This is a genomic window from Azohydromonas lata, from assembly GCF_034427735.1.
Taxonomy (GTDB): Bacteria; Pseudomonadota; Gammaproteobacteria; order Burkholderiales; family Burkholderiaceae_C; genus Azohydromonas; species Azohydromonas lata.
This window is the reverse complement of sequence record NZ_JAXOJX010000069.1, coordinates 1-23478: the sequence shown is the minus strand read 5'-3', so window position 1 is coordinate 23478 and position 23478 is coordinate 1. Positions and strand designations below refer to the sequence as shown.

The 23478-nt window shown below is 70.3% G+C and carries 28 protein-coding genes; 12 read left to right on the top strand and 16 right to left on the bottom strand.

Annotated elements, in window-relative coordinates:
• Positions 1 to 449: 449 nt before the first annotated feature.
• From SM757_RS28105 to SM757_RS28095, 3 genes are all read left to right on the top strand, one after another.
• Positions 450 to 1403, top strand: coding sequence for an HDOD domain-containing protein (locus SM757_RS28105; protein ID WP_066340606.1), 954 nt, complete (start codon positions 450 to 452; stop codon positions 1401 to 1403).
• A 363-nt stretch (positions 1404 to 1766) separates the two neighbouring features.
• Entirely contained in the window at positions 1767 to 3110 is a 1344-nt protein-coding gene (locus SM757_RS28100; RefSeq protein ID WP_066340609.1) for an MFS transporter, read from the top strand.
• Positions 3111 to 3160: 50 nt separating this feature from the next.
• Positions 3161 to 3874 (top strand): alpha/beta fold hydrolase, encoded by a 714-nt coding sequence (locus tag SM757_RS28095; protein WP_066340612.1) that lies wholly within the window; start codon positions 3161 to 3163, stop codon positions 3872 to 3874.
• Positions 3875 to 3892: 18 nt separating this feature from the next.
• Here SM757_RS28095 and SM757_RS28090 read toward each other — a convergent pair whose 3' ends face one another.
• Genes SM757_RS28090 through SM757_RS28080 form a run of 3 tightly spaced genes read right to left on the bottom strand, consistent with a single transcriptional unit; the run spans position 3893 to position 5783 of the window.
• Positions 3893 to 4729: an alpha/beta fold hydrolase gene (locus tag SM757_RS28090; protein WP_322467897.1), complete on the bottom strand. Its 837-nt coding sequence runs from the start codon at positions 4727 to 4729 to the stop codon at positions 3893 to 3895.
• Positions 4730 to 4734: 5 nt separating this feature from the next.
• Positions 4735 to 5034 carry an AzlD family protein gene (locus SM757_RS28085; protein WP_322467896.1) on the bottom strand — a complete coding sequence of 100 codons (300 nt, stop codon included), beginning with the start codon at positions 5032 to 5034 and terminating at the stop codon, positions 4735 to 4737.
• Positions 5031 to 5783: an AzlC family ABC transporter permease gene (locus SM757_RS28080; protein ID WP_322467895.1), complete on the bottom strand. Its 753-nt coding sequence runs from the start codon at positions 5781 to 5783 to the stop codon at positions 5031 to 5033. Before SM757_RS28080 ends, SM757_RS28085 begins: the two co-directional genes overlap by 4 nt.
• 117 nt (positions 5784 to 5900) lie before the next feature.
• On the opposite strand from SM757_RS28080, the gene SM757_RS28075 reads away from it, so the two are divergent.
• Positions 5901 to 6359: an Lrp/AsnC family transcriptional regulator gene (locus tag SM757_RS28075; RefSeq protein ID WP_066340622.1), complete on the top strand. Its 459-nt coding sequence runs from the start codon at positions 5901 to 5903 to the stop codon at positions 6357 to 6359.
• Positions 6360 to 6415: 56 nt separating this feature from the next.
• Here SM757_RS28075 and map read toward each other — a convergent pair whose 3' ends face one another.
• Entirely contained in the window at positions 6416 to 7183 is a 768-nt protein-coding gene (map, locus tag SM757_RS28070; protein WP_322467894.1) for a type I methionyl aminopeptidase, read from the bottom strand.
• A complete protein-coding gene (locus tag SM757_RS28065) occupies positions 7180 to 7392 on the bottom strand; it encodes a ParD-like family protein (protein WP_066340633.1) in 213 nt (70 codons plus the stop codon). Before SM757_RS28065 ends, map begins: the two co-directional genes overlap by 4 nt.
• A 238-nt stretch (positions 7393 to 7630) precedes the next feature.
• Between SM757_RS28065 and SM757_RS28060 the strand changes: the two genes are divergently transcribed.
• Genes SM757_RS28060 through SM757_RS28045 form a run of 4 tightly spaced genes read left to right on the top strand, consistent with a single transcriptional unit; the run spans position 7631 to position 10136 of the window.
• Positions 7631 to 7903 carry a DUF4242 domain-containing protein gene (locus tag SM757_RS28060; RefSeq protein ID WP_066340635.1) on the top strand — a complete coding sequence of 91 codons (273 nt, stop codon included), beginning with the start codon at positions 7631 to 7633 and terminating at the stop codon, positions 7901 to 7903.
• A 16-nt stretch (positions 7904 to 7919) separates the two neighbouring features.
• Positions 7920 to 9011: a GlxA family transcriptional regulator gene (locus SM757_RS28055; protein WP_322467893.1), complete on the top strand. Its 1092-nt coding sequence runs from the start codon at positions 7920 to 7922 to the stop codon at positions 9009 to 9011.
• 10 nt (positions 9012 to 9021) lie between these two features.
• On the top strand, positions 9022 to 9609 hold the full coding sequence (locus SM757_RS28050) for a helix-turn-helix domain-containing protein (RefSeq protein ID WP_066340639.1): 588 nt from the start codon (positions 9022 to 9024) through the stop codon (positions 9607 to 9609).
• The gene (locus SM757_RS28045; protein ID WP_322467892.1) at positions 9606 to 10136 is read left to right on the top strand and encodes a GNAT family N-acetyltransferase; all 531 of its coding nucleotides are present in this window, start codon (positions 9606 to 9608) and stop codon (positions 10134 to 10136) included. The genes SM757_RS28050 and SM757_RS28045 overlap by 4 nt, the downstream gene beginning before the upstream one ends.
• A gap of 28 nt (positions 10137 to 10164) precedes the next feature.
• On the opposite strand, the gene SM757_RS28040 is transcribed toward SM757_RS28045, so the two are convergent.
• From SM757_RS28040 to SM757_RS28020, 5 genes are all read right to left on the bottom strand, one after another.
• Positions 10165 to 10335 (bottom strand): hypothetical protein, encoded by a 171-nt coding sequence (locus SM757_RS28040; protein ID WP_157119157.1) that lies wholly within the window; start codon positions 10333 to 10335, stop codon positions 10165 to 10167.
• 74 nt (positions 10336 to 10409) lie between these two features.
• The gene (locus SM757_RS28035) at positions 10410 to 11093 is read right to left on the bottom strand and encodes an LrgB family protein (protein WP_322467891.1); all 684 of its coding nucleotides are present in this window, start codon (positions 11091 to 11093) and stop codon (positions 10410 to 10412) included.
• Entirely contained in the window at positions 11090 to 11494 is a 405-nt protein-coding gene (locus SM757_RS28030) for a CidA/LrgA family protein (protein WP_322467890.1), read from the bottom strand. The genes SM757_RS28035 and SM757_RS28030 overlap by 4 nt, the downstream gene beginning before the upstream one ends.
• A gap of 34 nt (positions 11495 to 11528) precedes the next feature.
• The gene (gene ccoG / locus SM757_RS28025) at positions 11529 to 12974 is read right to left on the bottom strand and encodes a cytochrome c oxidase accessory protein CcoG (protein ID WP_322467889.1); all 1446 of its coding nucleotides are present in this window, start codon (positions 12972 to 12974) and stop codon (positions 11529 to 11531) included.
• Positions 12971 to 14020 (bottom strand): hypothetical protein, encoded by a 1050-nt coding sequence (locus SM757_RS28020; protein WP_322467888.1) that lies wholly within the window; start codon positions 14018 to 14020, stop codon positions 12971 to 12973. The genes ccoG and SM757_RS28020 overlap by 4 nt, the downstream gene beginning before the upstream one ends.
• Positions 14021 to 14213: 193 nt before the next feature.
• On the opposite strand from SM757_RS28020, the gene SM757_RS28015 reads away from it, so the two are divergent.
• The 4 genes from SM757_RS28015 to SM757_RS28000 are packed head-to-tail and all read left to right on the top strand — an operon-like array spanning position 14214 to position 18446.
• Entirely contained in the window at positions 14214 to 15632 is a 1419-nt protein-coding gene (locus SM757_RS28015; protein ID WP_066340658.1) for an aminotransferase-like domain-containing protein, read from the top strand.
• Positions 15633 to 15675: 43 nt separating this feature from the next.
• On the top strand, positions 15676 to 16371 hold the full coding sequence (locus SM757_RS28010) for a c-type cytochrome (RefSeq protein ID WP_322467887.1): 696 nt from the start codon (positions 15676 to 15678) through the stop codon (positions 16369 to 16371).
• Positions 16368 to 17651 carry a c-type cytochrome gene (locus SM757_RS28005; protein WP_322467886.1) on the top strand — a complete coding sequence of 428 codons (1284 nt, stop codon included), beginning with the start codon at positions 16368 to 16370 and terminating at the stop codon, positions 17649 to 17651. The genes SM757_RS28010 and SM757_RS28005 overlap by 4 nt, the downstream gene beginning before the upstream one ends.
• A 60-nt stretch (positions 17652 to 17711) precedes the next feature.
• Positions 17712 to 18446, top strand: a complete 735-nt coding sequence (locus tag SM757_RS28000) for a hypothetical protein (protein WP_322467885.1) — start codon at positions 17712 to 17714, stop codon at positions 18444 to 18446.
• A 39-nt stretch (positions 18447 to 18485) separates the two neighbouring features.
• Here the strand turns inward: SM757_RS28000 and SM757_RS27995 are convergent, their stop codons facing one another.
• From SM757_RS27995 to SM757_RS27970, 6 genes are all read right to left on the bottom strand, one after another.
• A complete protein-coding gene (locus SM757_RS27995; RefSeq protein ID WP_322467884.1) occupies positions 18486 to 19013 on the bottom strand; it encodes a GAF domain-containing protein in 528 nt (175 codons plus the stop codon).
• Between the two features lie 52 nt (positions 19014 to 19065).
• Positions 19066 to 20259, bottom strand: a complete 1194-nt coding sequence (locus tag SM757_RS27990; RefSeq protein WP_322467883.1) for a GGDEF domain-containing protein — start codon at positions 20257 to 20259, stop codon at positions 19066 to 19068.
• Between the two features lie 197 nt (positions 20260 to 20456).
• Positions 20457 to 21053, bottom strand: a complete 597-nt coding sequence (locus tag SM757_RS27985) for a DedA family protein (RefSeq protein WP_322467882.1) — start codon at positions 21051 to 21053, stop codon at positions 20457 to 20459.
• Positions 21038 to 21448 carry a YkvA family protein gene (locus SM757_RS27980; protein ID WP_066340673.1) on the bottom strand — a complete coding sequence of 137 codons (411 nt, stop codon included), beginning with the start codon at positions 21446 to 21448 and terminating at the stop codon, positions 21038 to 21040. The genes SM757_RS27985 and SM757_RS27980 overlap by 16 nt, the downstream gene beginning before the upstream one ends.
• A gap of 89 nt (positions 21449 to 21537) precedes the next feature.
• The gene (locus SM757_RS27975) at positions 21538 to 22533 is read right to left on the bottom strand and encodes a tripartite tricarboxylate transporter substrate-binding protein (protein ID WP_322467881.1); all 996 of its coding nucleotides are present in this window, start codon (positions 22531 to 22533) and stop codon (positions 21538 to 21540) included.
• 14 nt (positions 22534 to 22547) lie between these two features.
• The gene (locus tag SM757_RS27970) at positions 22548 to 23114 is read right to left on the bottom strand and encodes a hypothetical protein (RefSeq protein WP_322467880.1); all 567 of its coding nucleotides are present in this window, start codon (positions 23112 to 23114) and stop codon (positions 22548 to 22550) included.
• Between the last annotated feature and the right edge of the window lie 364 nt (positions 23115 to 23478).

Sequence of the window (23478 nt, the reverse complement as noted above, 5' to 3'; positions counted from 1 at the left end):
CGAGGTGGGGCCTTCGAACGGCGTCGCCCAGGGGTGGCGTCGGCGCGCCAGCACCCCGGCAGGCGTAGAGACCCGCTTTCGCGGGTATGACGGATGAGGGTGCGCGGCGCTCTTGCCACAGGGCCGACGAAGCGCCCCGCTTTTCCCCGGCAGCCATGTCGCACCCTGAGCTGCGCCGGCAGGTGCGTTCTGCCGAGCGGCTGGGAAACAGTCGCGTCGCCCGCGCGCCGGAATTGGAAAAAACCTTGAGTCGTCTTAACTCCTGCGCGAAAAAACCGATGGCAGGGGAGTTGGCGGCACTGTCGCCTTGGCGCAGGTTCAGGAAGAAGTTGGCATCACCTTGAACGCATTCCCTCTCTCTGCTGGCAGGCCGGCGAGCCCGCACAGGGCCGGCTGCTGTTGTTGCGGCCGCGGGCGCAAGCGCCCCGGGCGCTTGCCGTGAGCTGACCATGCAAACCTGCACCTGCCCCCCCTCCGCCAGTGCCGGCGCGGCCAGCGCGGCGCCCGCGTCCGACGCGCTGGGCGACGCCGCCGCGCGCTGCGGCGAACCCGGTGCCCAACCCGGCGAGCTGTTGCGGCGGCTCTCTTCGCTGCCGCCGCTGCCGCAGGCCGCGCTCAAGGCGCTGCAGGCCTTGCAGGACGACCGGCTGGGCTTGCAGCAATGCGCGCAGCCCCTGGAGCAGGACGCGGCGCTGGCCGCCTGCACGCTGCGCCTGGCCAATTCCTCCTTCTACGGCGTGGCCGGGCGCGTGCTGCGGGTGCAGGACGCGGTGGCCATCCTGGGCCGGCGCACCACTTCCAACCTGGTGGCCACGGTGATGGTGTCCAACCAGTTCACGCCGGCGCGGGTGCCGGGGTTCGATTTCGTGGGCTTCTGGCGCCATGCCCTGTCCACGGCGCTGGCTGCGCAGGCGCTGGCGCGGCAGCTTGAGCAGGACGAGCCCTCGGCCTTCATGGCCGGGCTGCTGCATGACATGGGCCGCCTGGCCATGGCCGTGCTGTGGCCGCAGGCCATGGCGCAGGCGCTGGCGCTGCACGCGCGTGGCGAGATGCCGCTGGGCGAGGCCGAGCAGCGGATGCTGGGCCTGGGCCATGCGGCGATGGGCCAGCACCTGGCGCTGCACTGGCGGCTGCCGCAGGCCGTGGCCTGGGCCATTGGGCAGCACCACGACCCCTTCGACGCGGGCGTGCCGCTGGCGACGCTGGGCCACACCGTGCACCTGGCCGACAGCCTGGTGCGCGTGCTGGCCGTGGACGGCATCGGCCGCCAGGGTCTGGCCCGGCTGGCCGAGCCGGCCGCCGCCTACGTGGCCTTGCAGGGCGACCGGCTGCTGTCGGTGCTGGGCGAAATCCAAAGCGGCGTCGCGACCATCAGCCAAGCCCTGGGGCTCCACCGCAAATGACGGAAGCAGCGACGAAATAGGCGCCCCCTCACGACGCTTCGATGCCGCCGGACGAGGTGATGGAAACGTGTCCTGACCCCGCGCGCCGCGCATTCCTTGTCCCGCCTCGTCCCACCCCGCCGCGGCGCGGCCCATAAGCACAACGCATAGCAGCGCCCCTGCGCAGCATTGGCCGTCCGCGAGCCGGGCGGCGATGCTCCGTCTCACACAACAAGGCTGACCCCGGCGCCGGCACACCGCTCCTTGCGGCCCTGCGTTGCGCCGGTCATGGCCACGTGGAAATCCCGGGTCCGCCCGCGCCAGGCGCGGCGCGATTCATGCCCCGGATTCCGAGAGAGACAACCTGTTCCGCAGAGGACTTGTATGACCGACCTTCGCAAGACGCTCGAAGAGGGCGCGATGAGCCGTTTCCAGTGGGTTGCCGTGGCGATCTGCGTGATGCTGGTGATGCTGGACGGCTTCGACGTGCTGGTGATGGCCTTCACGGCCTCCAGCGTCGCGGGCGAGTGGAAGCTCAATGGCGCGCAATTGGGGCTGCTGTTCAGCGCGGGCCTGTTCGGCATGGCGGCGGGCTCGCTGTTCGTGGCGCCGCTGGCCGACCGCGTTGGGCGCCAGCCCGTCATCGTGCTGTGCCTGGTGGTGATTGCCGTGGGCATGCTGCTGTCGGCCATGGCCCAGAGCCACGTGCAGCTCGTGGGCCTGCGCGGGCTCACCGGTGTGGGCATAGGCGGCATGCTGGCCAGCGTCGGGATCATCACGGCCGAGTACTCCTCGCTGAAGTGGCGCAGCACCTGCGTGGCGCTGCAGGCCACGGGCTACCCGATTGGCGCCACCTTGGGCGGGCTGGCGGCGGCGTGGCTGCTGCAGCACTACGGCTGGCGCTCGGTGTTTACCTTCGGCGGCCTCGCCACGGCGGTGATGATTCCGGTGGTGCTGTGGCGCTTGCCGGAGTCGGTGGACTTCCTGATTGCCCGCCGTCCCAAGGGGGCGCTGGAGAAGCTCAACCGCATCGTGGCGCTCATGGAGCGGCCGCTGCTGGCGCAACTGCCGGAGCGCGCCGCGGGCGGCGCGGCGGCGCAGGGCAACGCGGTGGCGGGCTTGTTCAAGAACGGCCTGGCGCGGCCCACGCTGATGCTGTGGGGCGCCTTCTTCCTGCTCATGTTCAGCGTGTACTTCTCGCTGAGCTGGACGCCCAAGCTGCTGGTGCAGGCGGGGCTGTCGGCGCAGCAGGGCGTGACGGGCGGCGTGCTGATCAACTTGGGCGGCATCGTGGGCGGCAGCCTCTTTGGCGCGCTGGCGGTGCGCATGCGGCTGGCGCACATCACCGTGGGCGCCTTCCTGGTCTATGCGGTGTTCACGGCGCTGTTCGGCGCGGTGTCGGGGGCGCTGGGCCTGGCCTTCGCGGTGGCGTTCGGCATGGGCGTGTTCCTGTTCGCTTCGATGGCGGGCCTGTACGCCTTTGCGCCCGTGACCTACCCGGCGGCGGTGCGCGCCACGGGGCTGGGTTGGGCCATCGGCATTGGGCGCATAGGCGCCATCGTGGCGCCGCTGACGGCCGGCATGCTGCTGGACGGCGGCTGGCAGCCCGCCTCCCTGTACTACGCCTACGCGCTGCCGCTGGTGGCCGGCGCCCTGGCCGTGCTGGCCATGGGCACGGGCCGCAACCTGCCGGGACATTCGCGCGGCAGCGCCGCGGCGGCGCATTGACCCATAGCCCGATCGACCTTGTTCTCCAGCCTCTGTTTGAAAGTGACGTGATGACGCGAGCTTGTGTGGTGCTGTTGCCCGGCCTGATGTGCGACGCCGCCGTGTGGACGGCGCAGTGCGAGGCGCTGGAGGCGGTGGCCGACGGCGTGGTGCCTTCGTATGGCGGGCTGTCCTCCATCACCGCCATGGCGCGCCACGTGTTGGAGAGCGTGCCGGCGCAGCGGTTTTCGCTGGCCGGCCACTCCATGGGCGGGCGCGTGGCGCTGGAGGTGGTGCGGCTGGCGCCTCAGCGGGTTGAAAGGCTGGCGCTGCTGGACACCGGCATGGACCCGCTGGCCGCGGGCGAGGCCGGCGAGCGCGAGCGCGACAAGCGCCTGGCGCTGCTGCGCCTGGCGCGCGAGGCGGGCATGCGGGCCATGGGCGGCGAGTGGGCGCGGGGGATGGTGCACCCCTCGCGGCTGCAGACGCCGCTGTTCGAGCAGGTGCTGCAGATGATCGAGCGGCAGACGCCGGACACGTTCGAGGCGCAGATCAACGCGCTGCTTGCGCGGCCGGATGCGCGCGGCGTGCTGCGCGGGCTTCAATGTCCGACGCTGATCGGCTGCGGCCGCCAGGACGCGTGGAGCCCCCTGTCGCGCCACGAGGAAATGCACGCCCTGGTGCCGGGCTCGCGGCTGGCGGTGTTCGAGGACAGCGGCCACATGAGCACGATGGAGCAGCCGGGGGCGGTGTCGGCGGCGCTGGGGGAGTGGTTGCAGCGCTGAAGCGCCGCCGGCCGTGACTCAGGCGCCGAGCCGCTGCCGGATCAACTCCAGCACCTTTCCCTCCACCTCCCGGTGCGGCACGTGCCCCACGCCCGGCAGGATGTCCACCTGCGCCGGCCCGCCGCACAGCGCGCCGATCAGCGCCGGGTGCCGCGTGCTGCCGTATTCGTCCAGCTCGCCGTGGATGGCCAGCACCGGGCAGGCGACGCGCGGGAGCACGGGCGAGAGCGTCCAGGCGGCGAAGCCCGGGTCCAGCCAGTTCTCCGTCCAGGCCTCCAGCACCCAGCGCGCCTTGTCGCCGTGGTATTTCACGAGGCGCTCCAACTGGCGCGGGTCCTGGAACTGCTCGCGGGCGGCGCGAATGCCGTTCAAGGTCCGGTCCTCGGCGAAGACCTGGGCGGCGATGGTGATGAGGGCCTCGCAGCCGCCGCCGCTGTCGGCGGCGCAGTGGATGGCCATGCCGCCGCCCACGCTGTGGCCCAGCGCCACGAAGCGCTGCAAGTCCAGGTGCTCGCGCAGCGCGGGGAAGTACAGCGTCGACTCCTCGGCCACGAAATCCAGCGACGGGCGTTCCACGCGCGGGTCCGACTGGCCAAAGCCCAGGCGGTCGTAGGCGACGACGCGGCGGCCGGTGGCGCGGGACAGTGCCTCGGGGAAGTCGCGCCACAGCGCCACGCAGCCCAGCGAGTCGTGGAACAGGACGATGGGGGCCGCCTGCCGCGCCGCCGCAGCCGCTTCCCCGGACGCATCCTCCGGCGCCCAGGTGCGCGTGAACAGGCGGCCTTGCGCGTGTTGCACGAACCGGTCGTGGCGGGCGATGCGAACAGAGATGGGGGTGGCGGTGGGGGCGGTCATCGTCATCAGCTCCAGAGGTGGCGCAGCAGTCCGGCCGACACGATACCGACCAGCACCGTGGGCAGGATGCCCAGCCGCGTGGAGGCCAGCACCGTGAGCGCCAGCGCGGCGACGTCGGCCGGGCGGTCGGACACGAAGGCCGGGGCGATGACGGAGATCAGCACGCAGCCCGGCACGTTCTCCAGCACGGCCTGGGCCCGGGGGCTGAGCGTGCGGTTGCGCAGGACGAGGTAGCCCAGCACGCGGGTGAGGTACGTGCTCCCGGCCATCAGGACGATGGTGAGCAGGGTGGCGGCGTCGATCATGATTGCTTGGGCGCCCAGGCCGCGGCGGCGAGCAGGCCGGTGAGTGCCCCGGCGGCGACGTACCAGGAGCCCGGCACCAGCCGGTAGGTCAGCGCCGCGACCACCAGGCTCACCAGCCAGGGGCGCGCGGGCTTGAGCCCCTTCCACATGCCGCGCAGCAGGACGAGGAAGACGGCGGTGAAGGCCATGTCGAAGCCGTAGGCCTCCACGTCGCCCAGGACCGGCCCAAGCAGCGCGCCCAGGGCCGTGAACACCACCCAGGTGCCGTAGAGGCCCGCGGAGACGCCCAGGTAGAAGGGCAGGCTGATGCGGCTGGAGCGGCGCCGCCGCGCGTCGGCCAGGGACAGGGCCCAGCACTCGTCGCACATGAAGAAGAGCGCGGTGAGCGCGCGGCCCAGCGGCAGGTGGCGCAGGTAGGGGGCCAGCGCCGCGCTCATGAGGATGTGGCGGCTGTTGACCAGGAAGGACATGGCCACGATCAGCAGCACGTGCGGCGGCGAGGTCCACAGCCTCACGGCGGTGAACTCCGAGCCGCCAGCGAAGTTCAGGCCGGTGAGCAGCGGCACCTCGATGGCCGACAGCCCCTTTTGCGCCGCCTGCGCGCCCAGGACGAGCGCAAAGGGCACGAAGCCCAGCATGACCGGCAGCGAGGCGCGCAGGCCGCGCCAGGTTTCGGCGCGGGCATCGGAGGTGGAAGCGGCCGCCGCATCGGCGCCGGCCAGGGGAGAGGAGGGGGTGAGGCTGTCCATAGCAGATGTGGAATTCTCTGCTTGTCCCTCTAGAATTTGGTGCCGTTCTTGCCAGTCATGGGTGCCGGATTGGCATGGCGTGCCAAGAATCGAACCGTCGAATGGAAAGGAATGCCAATGGAGCTGGACGCGATAGACCGGCGCATCCTGCAAGCCCTGCAGCGCGACGGGCGCCTGCAGAACGTGGACCTCGCGCGCGAGGTGGGCCTGTCGCCTTCGCCCTGCCTGCGCCGGGTACGGCTGCTGGAGGAGGCGGGCGTGATCGAGCGCTACGTGGCGGTGCTCAGCCCGGCCAAGATCGGCAAGGGTTTGTCGGTGTTCGCCCGCGTGTGGCTCAAGGGCCAGGACGCGGACACGGTGGACCATTTCACCGAAGCCGTGCAATTACTTCCGGCCGTGGTGGAGTGCCATTTGATGGCGGGAGATTGCGATTTCCTGCTGCGGGTGGTGGCGGCGGATTTGGATGATTACCGGCAGTTCCTGAAGAATCACCTGACGCGGATTCCTGGGGTGCAGAGCGTCAAGACCGAAGTGCCTATGCAGAGGGTGAAACTGACTTCGGCGTTGCCGGTGTAAAACCCATTGAAGCAGCCTGGCCAGGCCGGAATACTTGGGCCGCAGTAGGTGGGCCGTCAGTTGGGCACCGCTTCTCCGCGGCGCAGCGTCAAGACTTGAACACCGTCTTTCGTTACGGCGACGGTGTGCTCGAATTGCGCGGACAGTTGTCCGTCGCGCGTGACGACCGCCCAACCATCTTTTTCGGTTCGGACATTCGGCCGCCCTTGGTTGAGCATGGGTTCTATGGTGAAGACCATGCCTTCCCGCAGCATCAGGCCGGTTTGAGGCTGGCCCCAATGCAATACCTGGGGCTCCTCGTGCATTTCTCGTCCAATGCCATGGCCGCAATATTCCCGCACGACCGAATAACCATTTTTTCTGGCATGCCGCTCGATGGCATGCCCCACATCACCGAGCCGGGCGCCTGGACGGACCGCCTGGATGCCCTTCCACAGGGCTTCGTAGGTCACTTGCACCAGCCGTTTCGCCTGCGGCGACACGTCGCCAACTAAATATGTTTTGCTGGAATCCGCGATGTAGCCGTTCTTCTCCAGCGTGATGTCGAAATTGACGATGTCCCCGCTTTGCAGGATTTCTGCAGCGGATGGAATACCGTGGCAAACCACGTCGTTGCGGGACGAGTTCAATGCATAGGCATATCCATACTGCCCTTTGCTCGCCGGGCGTGCCTCAAGCTCATTGACGATAAAGCTGTCGACCAGATCATTGACCTGCATGGTGGACATGCCGATCAAGTTCAATTGATCCAGTTGGGCAAATACATCCGCCAGCAATTTGCCTGATTCTGCAAGCAGCGCAATTTCATCCGGCCGCTTGGTCATGTCAAAAGCCTCTTGTCGGCGCGCGCCACGACGCCCGCGGCACGCATTTCCTGGGCGACGATTTCATTGAAGCTTTGCGTCGGATTCATTTCGCACAGCATGCCCACCTTGATCCAGAAAGCCGCTTGCGCGTTGATCGACCGGCAAGACACGGTGCTGGCCTTGCGTATCTGATCATGCAAATCATCGTCAATATTCACAATGCCCATGGCTGCTCTAAATATATGAAACGTATACGAATCATATATGCCCATCAAAAGGCTTGCAAGCTGCGCGGTGATGAACACCCAGGGCGTGCGGATAGGGGCCGCATGACGGTAGGCGGGCCACCGCGTGCCGACGCCTTGGCACAATCCCCCCTCAACATTGTCATTCCCGCCACTGTTTCCCAACCGCGCACCGCCGCACAGTGCAGCCTCCTCAACCGACAAGTGAAGGAGACAAGACATGAAGCGCTACGTCATCGAACGCGAGATTCCCGGCGTGGGCCAGCTCAACGCCGAGCAGCTCAAGGGGGCGTCCGCCACCTCCAACGAGGCGCTGGCCAAGCTCAACGGCAAGGTGCAGTGGGTGCAATCCTTCGTCGTGGACGACAAGACCTTCTGCATCTACCTCGCCGAGAGCGAGGCCGACGTGCAGGAGCACGCCAAGCTCAGCGGCTTCCCGGCCAGCAAGGTCAGCGAGGTGCGCAGCGTCATCGACCCCATGACGGGCGTGTGATGACCCGGGGCCGGCCGTGAAGCCGCTCATAGACGTCACGGTCGTGCTGCTCGACGGCGGCTGGATTTCCACCTCGCTCGGCCCCGTCGAGGTGTTCCACTCGGCCGGGCTGCTGTGGCAGGACTTGCAGGGTCAGGTGCCGCAGCCGCGGTTTCGCGTGCGCACCGCCTCCATAGACGGCCGCCCGGCCGCCTGCGCCTACGGCGTCTCCATGACGCCGCAATGCGCCCTCGCCGACGTCGGCCCCACCGACGTGATCCTGGTCGGCTCGCCGGGCGTGGAGCCCATAGAGCAATCCGACTACGACGAGCGGCTGCTGCAGTGGCTGCGCGATGCGCATGCCGCCGGCACGCACATCGCGGGCGTCTGCGCCGGCGTGGCCTACGTGGCGGCGTCCGGGCTGCTCGACGGCCGCCGCGCCACCACCCATTGGGCGCTGGCCGGGTTGCTGCAGCAGCGCTTCCCGGCCGTGCACTGGCAGGCCGACAAGTTCGTCACCGAGGACAGCAACCTCTACTGCGGCGGCGGCGTGTATGCCGCCATAGACCTGAGCCTGTACCTCGTGGAGAAGTTTTGCGGCCGCGACGTCGCGCTGCAGTCGGCGCGCGCCCTGCTGGTCGGCATGCCCCGCACCTGCCAGGACAGCTACGGCACCGTGCCGCTGTCGCGCCCGCACGCGGACGAGCGCATTCGCCGCGCCGAGGAGTTCCTGCAGCGCCACTTCCGCGAGCCCGTGTCGGCCGAAGTGCTCGCCGCCCACGTGGGCATGAGCCCGCGCAACCTGATCCGCCGCTTCAAGGACGCCACCGGCAACCTGCCCAACGCCTACGTGCAGGACCTGCGCGTGGCCGCCGCGCGCGAGCTGCTGGAAGGCAGCACCTCCTCGGTCCAGGCCATCGCGGCCCAAGTGGGCTACGAGGACGTCGCGTTCTTCCGCGCCCTCTTCAAGCGCCAGACCGGCATGACGCCGGCCGACTACCGGCGCCGCTTCGGACAGCTCACGATCGCACGCGGCGAGCTGTCCACCGCACTGGCCACGGCAGGGCAGCAGAGCGCTGAATCCCAGCGTTCCGAGCAATTCCTGTTTGATGGATTGAATTTCCAGTAAACTGGATTTCATGGACGTTGATGCCCTTCTCGCCACCCGCATCCGGGACCTTCGCAAGGCGCGCGGCCTGACGCTGGAGCAACTGGCCGAGCTCAGCGGCGTCAGCCGCTCCATGATTTCCTTGATCGAGCGCCGGGAAACCAGCCCAACCGCCGCCGTGCTCAACAAGCTGGCCGATGCCTTGGGCGTCCCGCTGCCCACGCTGTTTGCCGGCGAGGCGCAGCGCGCGCAGCCCTCGCCGGTGTCGCGCCGCGCGGATCAACCGCTGTGGACCGACCCCGCGTCCGCCTACACGCGCCGCCACCTCTCGCCGGCCGGCATCGCGTCGCCGCTGGAGCTGGTGGAAGTGTGCTTCCCCGGCGGGGAGACGGTGGTGTTCGACAACCCGGTGCGCCGGGTCAGCATCCACCAGCAGCTCTGGGTGATGGAGGGCGCCATGGACGTCAGCCTCGACGATCAGACCTGGCACCTCGCCACCGGCGACTGCCTGGCCCTGGAGCTGGGCGAGCGCATCACCTTCCACAACCCCCACCCCCAGCCAGCGCGCTACGTGCTGGCCTTGGCCAGCAACACCGACATCTCCGGCAGGTCCGCATGACACAGCACGCCATCGTCCAATGCACGCACGCCCGGCACGCGCAAGCCATCCTGGACATCTTCAACGAAGCCATCGCGACCTCCACGGCGCTGTACGACTACCAGCCGCGCCCGCTGGCCAGCATGGAGACCTGGTTCGCCGCCAAGGACAAGGGCAACTTCCCGGTCATAGGCATCGAGGACGAGGCCGGCACGCTCCTGGCCTTCGGCAGCTTCGGCACCTTCCGCGCCTGGCCGGCCTACAAGTACTCGGTGGAGCACTCGGTGTACGTGCACAAGGACCACCGCGGCCAGGGCCTGGGCCTGAAGGTGATGCAGGCGCTGATCACCGCCGCCCGCGAGCACGGCGTGCACGCCATGGTGGGCGGCATAGACGCCGCCAACGCCGGCAGCATCGCGCTGCACGAGCGCCTGGGTTTCAAGCACGTGGGCACGCTGCCCCAGGTGGGCTTCAAGTTCGGCCGCTGGCTGGACCTGGCCTTCTATCAACTGCTGCTGGACACGCCGCTGAACCCGGTGGACGGCTGAGGCGGGCGGGCGGCGGGGTGCTGAATGCTCAATGGCCGCTTCCGTTATTTCTTCTTTTTTCCTTCTCCTTCTTCTCCTTGTCGTAATGCCACTTGATGGCGAAGAACATTCCCGCGCCGAACACGAGAATCTTGAAAGCAAAAAAGAAGATGGGGATCAAATCCATCATTGCGGGGATGACTGAGCTATGGTTTGACATGGTCTGTCGTGAGCAGTACTGCCTCAAAACGCTGCTTCAGCAGCTTCATTCGTAAATGGCTCATGGCGTGAGGTCTAAACCCACCCCGCCACCACCGCCACCAAGCAAGCCGTCAGCACCCCATTGGCACTCATGGCCAGCGCCGCGAACGCCGCCGCCTCCGGCCGCGCCTGCAGCGTGCGCGCGACGCCTATCGCGTGCGCGGCCAAGCCCAAGGTGAAGGCTTGGACATCACCGTCCTCCACCCGCAGCCGCTTGAACACCGGCCCGGCCAGCAGCGTTCCCAGCACGCCGGTGGCCACCACCGCCATGGCCGCCAGCGCCGCAATGCCGCCCGCGCGCTCGGCTGCGGCCATGGCAATCGGCATGGTGGCCGACTTGGGCGCCAGTGACAGCGCCACCTCGTGCGGCGCGCCCAACAGCCGGGCCAGCGCCAGGGTGGAGAGCACCGCCGTCGCACAGCCGGCCACGAGCGACAGCAGCAGCGGCACCGCCTGCCGGCGCAGTTGCGCCATCTGCCGGTACAGCGGCACGGCCAGCGCGATCACGGCCGGGCCGCTGAGCCAGCGCAGCGCTTTGGTCGCCTGCGCATAGGCCGGGTAGCCCGTGCCGGTGAGCGCCAGCAGGCCCACCACCATGGCCGTGCCCGTGAGCACCGGCAGGCACAGCAGGTGGTGATGGCTGCGCCGGTACAGCCACAGCGCCGCCGCGTAGGCCACCAGCGTCAGCAGCGGCCACAACAAGGCAGCGCCGCTCATGTCCCGGAAGCGCGCTGCTTCGCCAGCAGCCGCTGCAGCACCCAGGCCGTGACGGCCAGGGTCAGCGTGGTCGCCACCACGGCCACGACTGCGAAAGCCACGGCGTGCTGCCACAGCAGCGCGGCATAGAGGCTCACCGCCGCCACGGAAGGAATCAGCAGCAGCATCAGGTGGCGCAGCAGCGGGGCGGTGACCGCGTCCACGCTGCGCGGCACGCCGCCGCGCAGGGCCAGCAGCGCCAGCAACAGCAGCATCCCCACCACGGAGCCGGACAAGGGCCAGCCGCTCCACGCCACCAGCGCATCTCCCGCCCACTGCAGGCCGCCCAGGAGCGCGCCGGCGGCCAGCAGTTTCAATCCGCGCCAACCCTGGGCGCCGACCCGTTCAAACGACAACTTCATGGCCTGAAGTATCCCGGCTGCCCGCCATGCGCCTTCAGCGCGGCAGGACGAAGGTGCTGGGCTCGCGCACGCCGCGCGCGGGGCCGCCCTCGGCCAGCGGCGCCACTTCGATCTGTATGGGCAGCACCCGCTCGCTTTGCGCTTGCGCCGCGTCGGCCGGCAGCCGCACGCGCAGGGGCACCGCACGCTCGCCGGCCGGGGGCAACGTGAGCTCCGCGTCGCCCGCCACGGCCAGCCCCGGCAGGCCGGAGACGCTCACGCGGTAGCGCTGCGGCACCTCGGTGGCGTTCATCACCAGCACGCGGTAGACGTTCTCGACCGCGCCGTCCTCCACCTGCCGCGCCATCACGCCGCGGTCGCGCAGCACGTCCACGCGCACCGGGGCGCGCAGCGCCAGCCCCGCCACGAAGGCCGTGGCCACCGCCAGCAGCAGGCTGCCGTACATCAGCACCCGCGGACGCCACAGCCGGCGCCACATCTGCGGCTTGGGTGAGCCCTGCTCCATGCCGCGCAACGTGGCAAAGCGCACCAGGCCGCGGGCGTAGCCCATCTTGTCCATCACCTGGTCGCACGCATCCACGCAGGCGGCGCAGCCTATGCACTCCATCTGCAGGCCGTCGCGAATGTCTATGCCGGTCGGGCAGACCTGCACGCACAGCGTGCAGTCCACGCAGTCGCCCAGGCCCAGCGCCTTGGGGTCGGCGTTGCGCGAACGCGAGCCGCGCGACTCGCCCCGGCGGCTGTCGTAGGCCACCACCAGCGAGTCCTGGTCCATCAGCGAGCCCTGGAAGCGCGCGTAGGGGCACATGGTCTTGCACACCTGCTCGCGCAGGAAACCGGCGTTGCCGTAGGTCGCCAGCGCGTAGAAGCCGCACCAGAACGCCTCCCACGGCCCAAGTCCCAGCGTCAGCGCCGCCTGCCCAAGCTCGCGTATGGGCGTGAAGTAGCCGACGAAGGTGAACCCCGTCCACAGGCTCAGCGCGATCCACGCCGCCTGCTTGGCGCCCTTGCGGGCCAGCTTCCCGGCCGACCACGGCGCCTTGTCCAGCCGCATGCGCGCCAGGCGGTCGCCCTCGATGCGCCGCTCCAGCCACATGAACATCTCGGTGTAGACCGTCTGCGGGCAGGCAAAGCCGCACCACAGCCGCCCGGCCACGGCGGTGAAGAAGAACAGGGCCAGGGCCGACAGCACCAGCAGCGCGCTCAGGTAAATGAAGTCCTGCGGATACAGCACCAGCCCCGGCAGGTAGAAGCGCCGCGTCTCCAGGTCGAACAGCACCGCCTGCCGGCCGTTCCAGGCGAGCCAGGGCAAGCCGTAGAACACCAGTTGCGTGATCCACACCAGCACCCAGCGCCAGGAGGCGAAGCGGCCGCTCACGGCGCGGGCGTAGACCGTCTGGCGCGGCTGGAACATGGGCGGCGGCTTGTTGGCGCCGCCGGGCGTGGGCTGGATGGGGATGACGCGTTGCGCTGAGCTCATGGCTGGCTCGCAGAAGTGGAAAGTGAAGAGGAGGACGCGGAAGCGGCGGAGGCCGGCCGCAGCAGCGACAGGAAGGTGATCTCGCGCGCCCGGCGCGCCGCGGCGCCGTCGCCCTCGGCCAGGAAGGCGTTTTCGCCTCGCTCGGCCCGCGTGGCGGTTCGTGCCAGCGCCAGCAGGCGGGCGCGATGTTTCAGCAGCGCCGGCGTGGCGCCGGCAAAGCGGTGGTCTTGGAAACCGTCGGCCAGGGCGGCGTGCTGTTTGGCCAGTTGCGCGTGCAGGCGCGGCGCGTCGGCGTCGGCACCGGCCGGGCTGTCCTCGCGGGCGGCCAGCGCCCCGCGCGCCACGCCCAGCGCCATGGCGCATTGCAGGCCCAGGCACAGGGGCAGCGCCTGGCGCACGGCCTGCGAGCCCTCGACGTGCAGCAGCTCGTCCTCGCGGAAGTGCACCTGCTCCAGGCGCAGCGCCGCCGCGCGCAGCCCGCGCAGGGCGACGGTGGATGGGTCCACCGTGCGCGTCAGGCCGCTTTCCTCGCTGCCCAGCACCACGACGCAGAAATCCTTCATGCCCTCGAAGGCCACGGGCAGCGCCACCGCGTGGCCGTCGTGCTGCAGGTTCACGGCCCAGGGCACGGCGCCGTTGAGCTTCCAGCCGCGCGGCGTCTCGGTGGCCCGCACTTGCAATGCCGTGCCGTGGGCCAGGTGCGCGAACGCCGGCGTCAGTGCCGGCGAGCCGGCCAGGCTGCCGTCCAGCAGCGCAGGCATGAGGTGCTCGCTCAGCGCCACGTTGGGAGCGTGCCGCAGCAGCGCCATGAAGCTCATCTGCGCCGCCAGCACGCCGCCCGCGGCCAGGGAGTGGGCAGACACCTCGGCCACGGCGTCCAGCGCTTGCGCGTCCGTGGCGTCCTCGCACAGCAGGCCATGGCGGGCGAACAGCGGCAGCAGCGCACCGGCGTGGCGGGTGCTGCGGTCCAGGCTGGGGGCGTGCTCCTGCAGCCACTGGCGGCAGGAAAGCGGCAGCGCCGGGGCGGCGTCCTGGGTGTCGTGCATGCGTGCGGGCCTGGTGCGGCGTGTGGGCTTCGTTGGCCACAGACTGTGCCGGCGCACAACTGATCCGGTAAGACTCAGAAGTCCAGCCAAAAGACCGTATCAGATGCCCTGGCGCAGGCCTTTGTCCCGCAGCGGGGACCGGATCAGTACAGTCTTCAGCCATGCATCAAGCACCACATCAGCGGCGCGGCTCATGAAGCGCTACGAGCAATACGCGGACGAGATCGCCGAGCTCATACGCACGCAGGTGCTGCGTGCGGGCGACCGCCTGCCTTCCGTGCGCCAGGCCAGCGGCAGCCGCCACATCAGCCCCTCGACGGTGTTCGAGGCCTATTACCTCCTGGAGGCCCGGGGCCTCATCCAGGCCCGCCCCCGGTCGGGCTACTACGTCAACGCCCTGCGCGCGGCCGGCGGGGTGGAGCCCGCCACGGCGCCGCCGGCCGGGGAATCGACGCCCGTGGCCATCAGCGAGCTGGTCTTCGAGGTGCTGGGCTCCACGCGCCAGGCCGACGTGGTGCCGCTGGGCTCGGCCTTCCCCTCGCCGCGCCTGTTTCCGCTGGACAAGCTCGCGCGCTGCCTCTCGCCCGCCATGCGGCGGCTGGAGCCGCAGCGCATCGTGGAGGAGCTCACCAGCGGCAGCGAGCGGTTGCGCCGCCAGCTCGGCCTGCGCTATGTGTCCGCCGGCCTGGGCCTGGACACGCGCGAGATCGTCATCACCAACGGCGCCATGGAGGCGCTCAACCTCTGCTTGCAGGCCGTTACCCGGCCCGGCGACGTGGTGGCCGTGGAGTCGCCCACCTTCTACGCCGCGCTGCAGGCCCTGGAGCGGCTGCAGTTGCGCGCGGTGGAGGTGGCCACCCACCCGCGCCACGGCGTGGAGCTGGCGTCGCTGGCGCAGGTGCTGTCCCAGCACCCGGTGAAAGCCTGCTGGTTCATGCCCAATTTCCAGAACCCGCTGGGCAGCCTGATGCCGGAGGAGAACAAGCGCGCCCTGGTGGAGCTGCTTGCCCGCCACGAGGTGCCGCTGATCGAGGACGACGTCTACGCCGAGCTGTACTTCGGCCTGCGCCGCCCGCTGCCGTGCAAGAGCTTCGACCGCCAGGGGCTGGTGATGCACTGCAGCTCCTTCTCGAAGAATCTCGCCCCCGGCTACCGTGTCGGCTGGACCGCCGCCGGCCGCTTCGCCGAGCGGGTGCAGCGGCTGAAACTCATGACGACGCTGGGCAACGCCGTGGCGCCGCAGGAGGCGCTGTGCGACTACCTGCAGCAAGGCGGCTACGACCGCCACCTGCGCCAGTTGCGCCAGGCGCTGGCCGACAGCCAGGCCCGTGCGCTGCGCGGCATCGCCAAGCACTTCCCGGCGGGCACGCGCGTGACGCGCCCCGAGGGCGGCTACTTCCTGTGGGTGCAACTGCCGCAGGGCGTGGACGCGCTCACGCTGCACCGCCTGGCCCTGTCGCAAAACATCAGCCTCGCGCCCGGCCACCTCTTCTCGGCCGACCGGCGCTTTGCCAACTGCGTGCGCCTGAACTACGGCCAGGGCGGCGACGAGCGTTTCGACGACGCGCTGCGTACCCTGGGCCAGCTCGCCTGCGCGCAACTGGCGGCTTGATCCACGGCGTGAACCACCAAGTCCCCTTGCCGGAGCACCAGCCATGAAGTTTCCACTTTGGGCCAGCCTGATGGCGCTGGCCGCTTCGGCGCAGGCCGCCCAGGCGGCGCCTGTGCCCGACACCATGGCCCAGCGCCTGCAAGCCTGCACGGTGTGCCATGGCAAGGAGGGCAGGGCGACCAGCGAGGGCTACTTCCCCCGCATCGCCGGCAAACCGGCTGGTTACCTGTTCAACCAGCTCGTGAATTTTCGCGACGGCAGGCGCCACAACGCCACCATGGCCTACCTCGTGGAGCACCTGCCGGACGACTACCTGCGCGAGATCGCCGGCTACTTCGCCGGCCAGAACCTGCCCTACGCCGCGCCCCCGGTCCCCACCGCGCCGCCGCAGCAACTGGCGCTGGGCGCGGCGCTGGTGCGCGAAGGCGACCCGCGCCGGGGCATCCCCGCCTGCACGGCCTGCCACGGCGAGCGCATGACGGGCGTGGTGCCCGCGGTGCCGGGGCTCATTGGCCTGTCGCGCGACTACGTCACGGGCCAGCTCGGCGCCTGGCAGACCGGCCAGCGCCGCGCCGCCGAGCCCGACTGCATGTCCACCATCGCGCGCCGCCTCACGGCGCAGGACGTCAGCGCCGTGGCGGCCTGGCTGTCTGCGCAGCCCGCGCCCGTGGACGCGAAACCGGCGCAGCAGCCCGTGCACCTGCCGCTGCCCATCGACTGCGGGAGCGGCCTGCAATGAGCGCGCGTCTGTCGAAGTTGTTGCGCGGCGCCGCCGTGGCCGTGGTGGCGTTGGCGCTGCTGGCCGCGCTGGTCGCCTGGCTCAACGTGCGCGGCGAAGCGCCGCTGAACGCCACGGCCGGCGAGAGCGCGCCGGCCGACCCCGAAGCCATCGTCCGAGGCGCCTACCTGGCGCGCGCGGGCAACTGCATGTGCTGCCACACCGCGCGTGGCGGCGAGCCCTACGCGGGCGGCCGGCCGCTGGAAACGCCCTTCGGCACCGTGGTGGCGCCCAACCTCACGCCGGACCGCGACACGGGCCTGGGCGCCTGGACGGCCGGCGAGTTCTGGCGCGCCCTGCACAACGGCCGCTCGCGCGACGGGCGGCTGCTGTACCCGGCCTTCCCCTACCCCAACTACACGCTGGTCACGCGCGAGGACTCGGACGCGCTCTTCGCCTACCTGCAAACCCTCGCCCCCGTGGCGCGCCGCAACGACGCGCACGCGCTGCGCTTTCCCTACAAGCTGCAGGCCTCGCTGGCCGTGTGGCGGGCGCTGTACTTCCGGCCCGCGCGCTTCGAGCCGGACCCGGCGAAAACGGCGCAGTGGAACCGCGGCAGCTACCTCGTGCAGGGCCTGGGCCATTGCGTGGCCTGCCACGCGCCGCGCAACTGGATGGGGGCCACCGAAAGCGCGCAGGCCCTGGGCGGCGGCCTCATTCCCATGCAGAACTGGTACGCGCCCCCGCTGGCCCCTGGCCATGGCGAGGCCGGCGCGGCGCCGTGGAGCGTGGACGAGATCGCCCAACTGCTGGGCACGGGGTTCACCTTGCGGGGCGCCGCCATGGGGCCGATGGCGGAGGTCGTCTACGGCAGCACCCAGCACCTGAGCGACGCGGACCTGCGCGCCATGGCGGTCTATTTGCAATCGCTGCCCGCCGCACCGGACGCTGAGGCGCCCGCGGAGCGTGCGGGCGCGCAGACGTTGAAGCTGGGCGGCAAGCTCTATGGCGACCATTGCGCCGCCTGCCATGGCGACGCGGGCCAGGGCGCACCGGGCGCCTACCCGGCGCTGGCAGGCAACCGCGCGGCCACCATGGCCTCGCCCAACAACCTCGTAAAAGCCCTGCTGCACGGGGGTTTTCCGCCGGCCACGCAGGGCAACCCGAGGCCCTACGGCATGCCGCCGTTCAAGCAACTGCTGTCCGAGCGGGACATCGCGGCCGTGGCGACTTACGTGCGCCAGTCCTGGGGCAACCAGGGTTCAACGGTGTCGGAGCTGGACGTTTTGCGGGCCCGCTGACGCGGCGGGCAATAATCGGCCGTTGGTCCCAGTGACCGTATCGTTGAGAAAGAACACAGGATGCCTACCAAGAAGATCGTGGCCGGTAAGAAGGCCGCCGCTCCCAAGACCACGGCCAAGGCCGCTGCCAAGCCCGCCGGCAAGAGCCTGCTGAAGCAGCCCGCGCCCGTGCCGCGCAAGGCAGCGCCGGTGGCCAAGAAGGCCGCGCCGGTGGCCAAGCAAGCCGCCCCCAAGGCCGTGCAGCCCGTGGCCGCCACGACCTTCCGCCTGAAGGTGGAGCTGGCCAAGCTGGCCGACGGCGCCACGACCTTCAAGCAGCTCGCCCGCGCCGTGGGCAAGCTGGCGCAGACGCTGGCCAAGATGGATGAGGCCGGCGGCGTGAAGCTGGAGCAGCCCGTGGGCAACAAGGTAGCCCACCTCGCCACGCAGGACGCCAAGCTCGCCCGCCGTTTCGGCATGGAAGAAGGCCGTGCCCCGCGCGGCGCTGCCGCTCCCGTGGCCCAGAAGGCCGCCGCCAAGAAGGCTGCCGTGAAGGCCCCCGCCCCCGCGCCGGCCCCTGCCGAAAAAGCCCCGGCCAAGAAGGCTGCCGCCAAGAAGGCTGCTGCCAAGGCCGCCCCCGTGGTGGAAGCGGCTGCGCCCGCGCCGGCCCCCGTGGCCGCACCCGCGCCCGCGCCGGCCAAGAAGCCCGCCGCCCGCAAGGCCGCGCGCAAGAAGGCCGCTCCCGTGGCCGCTCAAGCCGCCGCCGACGTGCCGGCCGTACCGTCGGCACCGGCCGACGAAACGCCGGCCTCCTGATCCCGCGCGCATCCCGCGTGCGCCGCGGCGCGGCGGCGATCAGCCGCCCGCCGCCTGCTCCTGGCCGCTGCCCAGCCGCCCGCGCTTCATGCGCACGTCGGCGTTGAACACGGCGCGCAGCGCGTCCAGGATGGCCAGCTCCTGCGGCTCCAGCCGGCGCGGTTGCGTGTCCAGCACGCAGATCGTGCCTATGCGGTGACCGTCCGGCGACTTCAGCGGCGCGCCCGCGTAAAACCGGATGCGCGGCTCGCCGGTGACCAGCGGGTTGTCGGCAAAGCGCGGGTCCCTGGTTGCGTCCTCGACGATGAAGATCTCGTCGCTGGCGATCGCGTGCGCGCAGAAGGCGACGTCGCACGCCGTCTCGCTCACGTCCAGCCCAACGCGGGCCTTGAACCACTGGCGGTGCCCGTCCACCAGCGAAATCAGCGACATGGGCATGCGCAGCTCGCGCGCGGCGTATTCCACCAGCCAGTCAAAGCGCTTCTCGGCCGGCGTGTCCAGCAGCCGCATCGCGTGCAGCGCCTTCAGTCGCGCGTCCTCGTCAGGGACTTTGGGGGGGCGTTGCATGGGCGGCGGCGGGAAAATGTGGCGTCGGCTGCGGTGTTTACGAGGGCAGTGCCTAAGCGTTGGTCGTGAAGGTGTCCCGGTGCAGCCGCGTGCGGTTGCGCCTGAACTGCCTGGCGTATTGCAAGGCCTCGCTGGCGGCCTGGAGCAGCTCGTCGGCGGCGGCATCCAGCGCGGGGCAGACGGCATACACGCCTACGCTCACGCTCACGTGGCCCAACGGGCTGCCTTCGTGCGGCAGCCGCAGCGCTTCCACGCTCACCCTCAGCAACTCCGCCATGGCCATTCCGCCCGCCGCGTCGGTGTCGGGCAGCAGCATCGCGAATCCCTGCGCGTTCCAGCGCGCCACGAGGTCGCCCGGGCGGCGCTGCACGTTGCGTGCGGCCATGGCCAGGCGCTGCAGGCAGGCGTCGGCCTGCGCGGGGCCGTAGCGGTCGCGGTAGTCCTGGAAGTCGTCCACCTCGATCATCAGCAGCGCCAGCGGCAGGCCGCTGCGCTGCGAGCGGCCCATCTCGGAAGCGAGATTGCATTGCAGGTGGTGGCGATCGGCCAGGCCGGTGAGCAGGTCCACGGCCGCCACCTGCACCAGTTGCCGGCTCAGTCCGACCGCGTGCGCCTGGGCCTGGCGGCACTGCTCCTCCACCAGGCGCTGCGCGGTGAGGTCGGTGCGCAGCGCCAGCCAGCGCGCCGCATCGCCCGGCCCGCTGCGCAGCGGCACCAGCGTGGTTTCCAGCCAGCGCCGGCTGCCGTCGCGGGCCCTGCAGCGCACCTCGCCCTGCCACAGGCTTTGCGGGGGCAGGGCGGCCAGGGCCGCACCCAAGGCTCCCGGCTGCTGGTCCGCCTCCAGTTGGCCCAAGTCACGGCCCGCCAGTTCCTCGCTGCCGTACTGCGCCAGCCGGCTGAAGCGCTCGTTCACCCGCAGCAGCCGTCCCTTCGCGTCGGCCACGTCCACGGCCAGGTGGGCGTCCACGGCGCGCGCCAGGTCGTGCAGTTGCGCCAGCGCGCCCTGCAAATCGTCGGACAGCCGCCGCTGCGCCTCCATGGCGCGCAGCAGGCAGCCGCCAGCCGCCACGGCCAGCAGCAGCAGCGTGAGCGCGCCGCCGGCCTCCAGGCGCATGCGCACCAGCCATTCGAACAAGGCCAGCACCGCCAGGAGCGCCAGGCAGCCCAGGCCGGCGGCGCCATGGCCGCGCCGCGCCAGCCAGGGCGTTGGGCGGTAGGCAATGGTGGGTGCGATGTCCGGGGGCATGGGGCGGTGGGCGCCGCCGCTTGGGCGGCGTGGGCGTGGGGTCTTCAGCTTTAAGTCGGCTGACAAGGTGGGCCTGTGAAGCGCGGCACCTGCCTGCGACGTGAAAAAGTGGCGAGAACCGGCCGCGAGCGGGAAGGCACGGACGCGCCGCTCAAGCGCGCCAGTGCGCGCGGTACCCATGGCAACGCCTCAATGCCTCAATGCCGCCCGTGCCGGACCACGCGGACGGCGTAGCCCGCCACGAGCAAGATCAGGATGCCGGTGGTGATCGGGTTCATCCAGGCCGCGATGCGCTCGTACTGCTGCTCCAGCAGGAAGCCCGCCGCCGCCAGCAGGCTGCACCACAGCGCGGAGCCCAGCAGCGTCCACAGCGCAAAGCGCAGCGGCGGCAAGGCCGCCAGCCCGGCCGGCAGCGACACCACCGTGCGCACCGCGGGCACCAGCCGCCCAAGCACCAGCACCACCGGGCCGCGGCGGGCAAACCAGCGCTCGGCGCGGTCGATGTCGTCCGGCGTGACGGTCAGCCAGCGGCCATGGCGCTCGGCCAGGCGCTTGAGCCGCGTGCAACCGAGCCAGCGCCCGGCCAGGTACCAGGGCCAGGCGCCCAGGAGCGCGCCCAGCGCGCCCGCGGCCACGACGCCCGCCGTGCTCAGCTTGCCGCCGGCGGCCAGGAAGCCGGCAAACGGCATGATCAGTTCGGAAGGCAGGGGCGGGAACAGGTTCTCGGCCAGCATCAGCGCGGCAATGCCGAGGTAGCCGTGCTGCTCTATGAAGCCGATCACCCATTCAGCCATGTGACTCCTTCGCGGTGCAGCCACCAGGCAAGGAGCAGGCCCAGGGCCAGCCACAGCGCGACGATGGCCACCGCCCCCGCGCGGCTGCGCGGCTTGCCCCGCGACTCGCGCAGCCACTGCTCGGCCTGCGCGCGGCACTCGGCCAGCACCTGCGGCGGCAGCAGCCGCACGGTGAGCCAGATCAGCGCGGGCAGCAGGATCACGTCGTCCAAGTAGCCCAGCACCGGGATGAAGTCCGGGATCAGGTCTATGGGGCTGAGCGCATAGGCCACCACGAACATGCCCAGCGCCTTGGCGTACCAGGGCGTGAGCGGGTGGCGGCGGGCGAACCACAGCGTCATCGCGTCGCGCTTGATGCGCCGGGCCCAGGCGCGGCCAGCTTCCAACAGTCCCATAGATCAACGGCACGGCCGGCGCCGCCGGCCTTTCAACACGAAGAAGGGCGCGACTCTAGACGCCTTCTCGACCCAGCCCGCGCGGGGGTTCACTGCCGCTCGATCTTGGCGTCGGCCATCACCTGCGCCCAGCGCTTGATCTCCGAGGCCAGCAGCGATTGCAGCGCCTGCGGCGTGCCGCCTTGGGCGCGCACGCCCAGCTTTTGCAACTGCTGCTGCACCGCGGGCGTGGACAGGGCCTCGTTGGCGGCCTGGTTGAGCCGCGCGACGACGGCCGCCGGCGTGGCGGCCGGCACGGCCAGCGCGTTCCAGGACGCGACGCTGTAGCCGCGCACGCCCGCCTCCTGCACCGTGGGCACGTCGGCCAGCGTCGGAAAGCGCTGGTCGGACGTGACGGCCAGGGTGCGCAGCGTGCCGCCGCTCACCTGCGACAGGAAGGGGCCCAGGATCTCGAAGCCCACGTCGATCTCGCCGCCGCGCAGCGCGCTGAGCACGGCCGCCGACGACTTGTAGGGCACGATGACCGCGTCCATGCCCGCGCTGGTCTTGAACAGCTCGGCCGCCAGGTGCTGCGTGGAGCCTATGGAGATGGTGCCTATCGTGAGCTTGCCGGGGTTGGCCTTGGCGTAGGCGATGACCTCGGCCAAGCGCTTGAAGCGCGAGCCTGCGTCCACGAAGGCGGCCAGGTCGAAGAAGCCCAGCGTGCCCACGGGCGCGAGGTCGCGCGTGACGTTGAAGGGCAGCTTCCTGAACAGCCCCTCGCTGACGGCGTTGGAGTTGCTCATCAGGAGCACCGTGTAGCCGTCCGGCGCGGCCTTGGCCACGGCCTGCGTGCCCACGATGCTGCCGGCGCTTGGGCGGTTGTCTATCACCAGGGTCTGGCCCAGCGACTTGGACATCGCCTGCGCCACCGTGCGCGCCGTGATGTCGGCAATGCCGCCGGGGGCGAAGGGGACGATCAGCGTGATGGGTTTCGTGGGCCAGGCCGCCTGCGCGCGCGCAAGGCCCGCGGCCGGCAAGGCCAGCGCGGTGGCCAGCAGGCGGCGGCGCCGGATTCGGGAAGCGGAGGAATGCGTGCCGTTCATGCATGTGCTCCCTATCAATCGACGTACCAGGCCCACTCGATGGCCGCGACCTGCCCCTGGCGCAGGATGAAGCGCAGCACGTCGCCGTCCGGCCTGTCCCATCCCAGGCGGTAGGCCAGCGCGGCGGGGTCGCGCACGGTGGGCGGACCCAGGCGCGCGAGCACTTGGGCGGCGCTGCTGCCGACTTGCAGGTCTTGGGGCAGGCGCGGGTGCTTCACCGTGAGCTGCACGCTGGCCGGCAGCAGCTTGGGCGGCTGGGTGCCGTTGGCGACGTAGACGGTCACGACCCAGCCGGGGCAGTGCGTCTCTATGACCTCGTCGGTCACCTTGGGGTCGTGCAAATTGGGCTGTGGCCGGGTGTCTATGTGGTCGGGGTTCTCGCAAGGCCGTTCGGCAATCTTGCGGCCCACGTCCTCCAGCGACTCCAAAGGCATGGGCGGCACGGGCTTGGAGGCGCAGCCTGCCGCCAGCGTTGCTGCCAGCAGCAGGGAAAGCGCGCCGAAGCGCCCGGCGCCTGGGCGCGAAGGTGTCGCGCGGGCCGATGAGACGAAGGGAAGTCGGACGTCGGAGCGGTAAGGCATGCGCGGGAGGATAAGCGGCGGCTTTGGCGTGCCTGGCGGGCGGCTCAACGCTTTTTTTGCAAAAAGCCTCGCCCGCCTGCAATGGCTATGTATACTCGCGCCCCTCGCAGACACACCAGGGTTGGCGTTCAAATTCAGGACGCGGCTTTGATGTTGTCTCCAAAACCAGGTGGAATTGGTTTTTCCGTGCCTTGCGGCAGACAGGAAAAATCCGTCCATAAAGGGTCCTTGAGGGATCCAACGGGTTTTGGCGGTGGTATGTGCATGTTTGCGCAAACTCCGCAGGCGAGCCGCCCGGTGGATTTGTCGGGTGGGCTGCAAAAGGTGTTTTAAATACCCAAGCAGTTGACAAGGGTTTGCCCTT

Bases quoted from the DNA above. Each gene is read 5' to 3' on its own strand.
- SM757_RS28105 (WP_066340606.1), top strand. From the start codon at position 450: ATGCAAACCTGCACCTGCCCCCCCTCCGCCAGTGCCGGCGCGGCCAGC.
- SM757_RS28100 (WP_066340609.1), top strand. From the start codon at position 1,767: ATGACCGACCTTCGCAAGACGCTCGAAGAGGGCGCGATGAGCCGTTTC.
- SM757_RS28095 (WP_066340612.1), top strand. From the start codon at position 3,161: ATGACGCGAGCTTGTGTGGTGCTGTTGCCCGGCCTGATGTGCGACGCC.
- SM757_RS28090 (WP_322467897.1), bottom strand. From the start codon at position 4,729: ATGACCGCCCCCACCGCCACCCCCATCTCTGTTCGCATCGCCCGCCAC.
- SM757_RS28085 (WP_322467896.1), bottom strand. From the start codon at position 5,034: ATGATCGACGCCGCCACCCTGCTCACCATCGTCCTGATGGCCGGGAGC.
- SM757_RS28080 (WP_322467895.1), bottom strand. From the start codon at position 5,783: ATGGACAGCCTCACCCCCTCCTCTCCCCTGGCCGGCGCCGATGCGGCG.
- SM757_RS28075 (WP_066340622.1), top strand. From the start codon at position 5,901: ATGGAGCTGGACGCGATAGACCGGCGCATCCTGCAAGCCCTGCAGCGC.
- map (WP_322467894.1), bottom strand. From the start codon at position 7,183: ATGACCAAGCGGCCGGATGAAATTGCGCTGCTTGCAGAATCAGGCAAA.
- SM757_RS28065 (WP_066340633.1), bottom strand. From the start codon at position 7,392: ATGGGCATTGTGAATATTGACGATGATTTGCATGATCAGATACGCAAG.
- SM757_RS28060 (WP_066340635.1), top strand. From the start codon at position 7,631: ATGAAGCGCTACGTCATCGAACGCGAGATTCCCGGCGTGGGCCAGCTC.
- SM757_RS28050 (WP_066340639.1), top strand. From the start codon at position 9,022: ATGGACGTTGATGCCCTTCTCGCCACCCGCATCCGGGACCTTCGCAAG.
- SM757_RS28045 (WP_322467892.1), top strand. From the start codon at position 9,606: ATGACACAGCACGCCATCGTCCAATGCACGCACGCCCGGCACGCGCAA.
- SM757_RS28040 (WP_157119157.1), bottom strand. From the start codon at position 10,335: ATGTCAAACCATAGCTCAGTCATCCCCGCAATGATGGATTTGATCCCC.
- SM757_RS28035 (WP_322467891.1), bottom strand. From the start codon at position 11,093: ATGAGCGGCGCTGCCTTGTTGTGGCCGCTGCTGACGCTGGTGGCCTAC.
- SM757_RS28030 (WP_322467890.1), bottom strand. From the start codon at position 11,494: ATGAAGTTGTCGTTTGAACGGGTCGGCGCCCAGGGTTGGCGCGGATTG.
- ccoG (WP_322467889.1), bottom strand. From the start codon at position 12,974: ATGAGCTCAGCGCAACGCGTCATCCCCATCCAGCCCACGCCCGGCGGC.
- SM757_RS28020 (WP_322467888.1), bottom strand. From the start codon at position 14,020: ATGCACGACACCCAGGACGCCGCCCCGGCGCTGCCGCTTTCCTGCCGC.
- SM757_RS28015 (WP_066340658.1), top strand. From the start codon at position 14,214: ATGAAGCGCTACGAGCAATACGCGGACGAGATCGCCGAGCTCATACGC.
- SM757_RS28010 (WP_322467887.1), top strand. From the start codon at position 15,676: ATGAAGTTTCCACTTTGGGCCAGCCTGATGGCGCTGGCCGCTTCGGCG.
- SM757_RS28005 (WP_322467886.1), top strand. From the start codon at position 16,368: ATGAGCGCGCGTCTGTCGAAGTTGTTGCGCGGCGCCGCCGTGGCCGTG.
- SM757_RS28000 (WP_322467885.1), top strand. From the start codon at position 17,712: ATGCCTACCAAGAAGATCGTGGCCGGTAAGAAGGCCGCCGCTCCCAAG.
- SM757_RS27995 (WP_322467884.1), bottom strand. From the start codon at position 19,013: ATGCAACGCCCCCCCAAAGTCCCTGACGAGGACGCGCGACTGAAGGCG.
- SM757_RS27990 (WP_322467883.1), bottom strand. From the start codon at position 20,259: ATGCCCCCGGACATCGCACCCACCATTGCCTACCGCCCAACGCCCTGG.
- SM757_RS27985 (WP_322467882.1), bottom strand. From the start codon at position 21,053: ATGGCTGAATGGGTGATCGGCTTCATAGAGCAGCACGGCTACCTCGGC.
- SM757_RS27980 (WP_066340673.1), bottom strand. From the start codon at position 21,448: ATGGGACTGTTGGAAGCTGGCCGCGCCTGGGCCCGGCGCATCAAGCGC.
- SM757_RS27975 (WP_322467881.1), bottom strand. From the start codon at position 22,533: ATGAACGGCACGCATTCCTCCGCTTCCCGAATCCGGCGCCGCCGCCTG.
- SM757_RS27970 (WP_322467880.1), bottom strand. From the start codon at position 23,114: ATGCCTTACCGCTCCGACGTCCGACTTCCCTTCGTCTCATCGGCCCGC.